Raw genomic sequence first — 3,818 nt, forward strand, 5'->3', positions numbered from 1 at the left:
CTTCGAGGGCGAAGGAGACGGTGCCCGACGCCTCGCCGCCGTCGAGGTCGTCGACGGTAGTATCCACGACCTTCTTGCAGTCCGTTTCATGATGCAAGTCCATGCAGGAAGAGCTTGGCGGCCGATCCGGACCAGGTGAACCGGCCGGACGGGGCGGCGCAGTCAGGCCCTTTCGGTTCTCCCACGCAGGCGGTCGGCGTGCCGCGCTTGGTTATCCAGCGCGCGGCGCAGGAAAATCTCAATTAGTTCGAGCTCGGTGAGGCTGAACCGGAGAAGCTCGGCTTGGGCGTCGTCGGCGATCGGCCCCCAGATCTCCTGCACGGCTCTTCGGCCTTGTTCTGCCAGGTGCACCAGCACACGGCGCCGGTCCGCCGTATCACGGACCCGTTCGACCAGGCCGGTCCGCTCCAGCCGGTCGATGGCGGTGGTGGCGGCACCTCCGGTGAGACCGGCGGCGGCTGCCAGCTCGCTCGCGGTGAGCGGCCCGCGTGCGGTCAGCCGGCTCAGGCATCTCAGGTCGGTGCGGTTGACACCCAGGCGCCGAGCTGCGAGTTCGTCGATGAGGTCGGTGGCGTCCTGCAGCTCCTGAACGGCCCTGGTCACAGCCTGAACCTTGGATTGCTTTGACAATCTAACCCTTAGAAACTTGAATTAACCAGGTCGTGCGAAGTCTAACTCTCCCGGAGACCGCAATGCCACGATCCTCCCCCGAACTACGACTGGCGACGGCCGATGACGTCGCACCCCTACTGGCCCTGATGGACTCCGTCCACGCGTGGCTCATCGCCCGAGACCGACCGGAGCAATGGGGAACCGTACCGTTCTCCCGCATCCCCGGCTTCCCCGACCGGGTCGCCGACTGGACGCGCCAGAACGTCATCACCCTGGCCGAACGAGACAGCCGCTGCGTCGGAATGCTGGCCGCGGCACCCATGATCCCGCCACGAATCCCCACCGGCACCGTGCCCGACGGATCGATGTTCATCCACACCGTGATGACCGAGCGCGGCCCTGCCGGCCACGGCGTCGGCGCGGCTCTGCTGAAAGAGGCCGAACGCCTCGCGCGAGCACACGGCGCTCCCGCGCTGGCTCTGGACCACTGGGCCGACAGCCCGGAGCTGAGCCGCCTCTACGAGGAACACGGCTACATCAAAGTCGCCGAATACACCGACGAACAAGCCGGCAATCCCATCCGCAACGCCGTACGCATCCACTCCCTACGCGCCTCCAACTGAGCACATCAGAACGAGGACCGCAATCGGCGCAGGCAGATGAGGCCGCACGCCAGGTCGAGCAAGCCCTGATGGAGATCGGCACGGTGTTCGTAGCGGACGCGTAGCCGTTTGAACTGGTGCAGCCAGGCGAAGGTCCGCTCGACCACCCACCGGACGGCACCCATCCCCGGAGATCGAGGTTTCCGGACTCCGGAGTCCTCTGCCCCCGTGGACGGAGGACGAAATCGAGAACAGCCCCGGCGCGGCCGGTGAGCCGGAATCCCCGATGAGGTACCGGGAGGTCTCCGTGCCGGACGGCACCGTCCATCTCCTGATCATGGTGTTCTCGGGAAAGGAGCGGAGCCGGTGACCTACCGGTGACGCCGTCCTGCGGGCTTCACCGGCCGGCTCCCTCGAGCTCGCCGGTGTCGCCCGCCCTGGCCGGGAGGAGCAGGGCGGTGACGACCACGGCCACCGACAGCGCCGCGCCGATGACGAAGGCCAGCCGCATGCCGTCGAGGTCGGCGAGCGCCTTGGCGACTCCGGCCGACCTCAGGGTCTCGGCTCGCGCGCTCATCACGGTGATCACCAGCGCGGTGCCGATGGCCGCGGAGACCTGCTGCAGCGTGCTCAGGATCGAGCTGCCGTGGGAGTAGAGCCGTGCGGGAAGCACGCCGAGTCCGAGGGTGAACACGGGGGTGAAGGTCGCGGCCAGGCTCACCATCAGCAGCGCGTGCAGGCCGAGGAGCTGCCAGTACGGCGTGGTCATCGTGATCTGGGTGAAGCCCGCGAGCGCGAGCGTGATCCCGATCGCGCCGGGGACGACCAGGACCCGGCCGCCGAACCGGTCGAACAGGCGGCCGACGGTCGGACCGAGCAGTCCCATCGCGAGGCCGCCCGGCATCACGAGGAGCCCCGTCTGCAGGGCGCTGAGTCCGCGGATGCTCTGCAGGTACAGCGGGAGCAGCATCATCGAGCCGAGCATCGCCATGAAGGCCACCGCCATCAGGATCAGCGCGACCGTGTAGGCGCGGTGGCGCAGGGTGCGCAGGTCCAGCAGCGGCACGTCCCGCTTCTGCAGTGACAGCTGGCGGAGGACGAAGACGGCGATGGTGACCAGGCCGCCCGCCACGACCGCGGCGGCGACGCGGACGTCACCGCCCTCGAACAGGCTGAGCCCGTAGACCAGACCACCGAAGCCGGCGGTGGCGGTCACCACGCTGAACCAGTCGATGGTGCCGGGCCGGGGTTCGCCGACGTTCTCGAGGTGCTTCAGGCCGCGCCAGGCGATCACGGCGGCGACGGGGAGCACCAGGGCGAAGAGCAGACGCCAGGACCCGAAATGGAGGATCGCCCCCGAGACCGTCGGACCCATCGCGGGCGCGACCGAGATGGCCAGCGAGACGTTGCCCATCACCCGGCCTCGGTTCGCCTCGGGGACCACCTGCATCAGCGTGGTCATCAGCAGGGGCATCATCACGGCCGTCCCGGACGCCTGGACGATGCGCGCGCCCAGCAGCACCTCGAACGACGGCGCGACGGCGGCCAGCGCCGTGCCGAGCAGGAACAGGCCCATCGCGGTGGCGTACGCGCCGCGAGTGGAGACCCGCTGCAGGAACCACCCCGTGATCGGGATGACCGCGGCCATGGTGAGCATGAAGGCCGTCGATAGCCACTGCGCGGTCTGCGCGGTGATGTGCAGCGCGCTCATCAGCCGCGGGATCGCGTTGATCAGGATCGTCTCGTTGAGGATGACGACGAACGTGGCGAGCACCAGCAGCCGGATCACGGCCGGCGTGCGGCCCTGGGCGGCGGCCGTGGATTTGGCGGGCGGGTCGAGCAGTCGGCTGGGCACGGCACCTCGATCGGGGTCGCGGGACATGAGTCGGATATGGCGTGGTCGCGGCCGGCGTCCAAGCCTTCGGTCTCACAGGAAGTCGTGGCCATGTGAATGATGACCGACGCCACCGACAAAACTCGTCGGCGGCCTCCAACCCTCCGGCAAGCGACGCGAGATGTCATCTGGTTTTCACCCGCTCAGGGTGATCATGACCGTGGAGGGCCAGGCCGTGGCACATCACGAGAGCCGCGCGTGCCGGGCCCTGTGTTCCGGGCCCTGTGTTCCGGGCCGTGCGGTCCTTGCCGGCCGGAGGGCGGTGCCGCGTTCCGCTCGGCGGCGCCGGCCGTCTCCCGCACGCTGTGCACGCCCTCCGGCCGGAGGAGCGTCGCCACGATCTCCCGTATCCGGTCGGTCACCTCGCCGATCCCGGGTGCGCGACCATGACTGGCACCATGACTTCTGCGCGGAGACGCAACCGTTGTTTCCGTCGCGGAGGAGGGCCTCACCGAGGGCGGTGTATCGATGGCCGCCGGGTGATCGGGGAATCGGTGTTTCCGGCGCGAGGTGAAGCGGGCCGGCCGTTCGCGGGGATGGAAGCCGGAGGCGCTTCGGCCGGCGGCGGGCGGAATTCTGCTCCTCATTCGCCTGTGATGGCCCGCCAAGGCGGTCGGGAGTTCTGAATCGGGGCCGGTCATTCGGCGCCCGTGTGGTGATTCCGGTGATATCCGCCGGTTGCGGGCGACGAAAAAAGCCCCCTCCTTCGG

3 protein-coding genes and 1 pseudogene are annotated in these 3,818 nt (G+C 68.8%); 1 reads left to right on the forward strand and 3 read right to left on the reverse strand.

Translation table 11 applies throughout. The annotated features are described in order from the left end of the window. Window positions 1–162: 162 nt before the first annotated feature. On the reverse strand, window positions 163–603 hold the full coding sequence (locus ACFOWE_RS31675) for a MarR family winged helix-turn-helix transcriptional regulator (RefSeq protein ID WP_377294382.1): 441 nt from the start codon (window positions 601–603) through the stop codon (window positions 163–165). Window positions 604–758: 155 nt separating this feature from the next. On the opposite strand from ACFOWE_RS31675, the gene ACFOWE_RS31680 reads away from it, so the two are divergent. Further along, entirely contained in the window at window positions 759–1,235 is a 477-nt protein-coding gene (locus tag ACFOWE_RS31680; RefSeq protein ID WP_377294384.1) for a GNAT family N-acetyltransferase, read from the forward strand. Between the two features lie 5 nt (window positions 1,236–1,240). Here ACFOWE_RS31680 and ACFOWE_RS31685 read toward each other — a convergent pair. Both ACFOWE_RS31685 and ACFOWE_RS31690 read right to left on the reverse strand, forming a co-directional pair. Continuing rightward, a pseudogene (locus ACFOWE_RS31685) lies at window positions 1,241–1,396 on the reverse strand (transposase); the annotation flags it as partial. Window positions 1,397–1,611: 215 nt separating this feature from the next. Then, entirely contained in the window at window positions 1,612–3,069 is a 1,458-nt protein-coding gene (locus ACFOWE_RS31690; RefSeq protein WP_377294386.1) for an MDR family MFS transporter, read from the reverse strand. Window positions 3,070–3,818 lie beyond the last annotated feature (749 nt).

It is taken from the genome of Planomonospora corallina (assembly GCF_042650625.1).
GTDB classification, from domain to species: Bacteria; Actinomycetota; Actinomycetes; order Streptosporangiales; family Streptosporangiaceae; genus Planomonospora_B; species Planomonospora_B corallina.

What these genes read in the sequence shown, in the direction of transcription:
- ACFOWE_RS31680 (WP_377294384.1), top strand. Translation starts at nt 759, where the DNA reads ATGGACTCCGTCCACGCGTGGCTCATCGCCCGAGACCGACCGGAGCAA.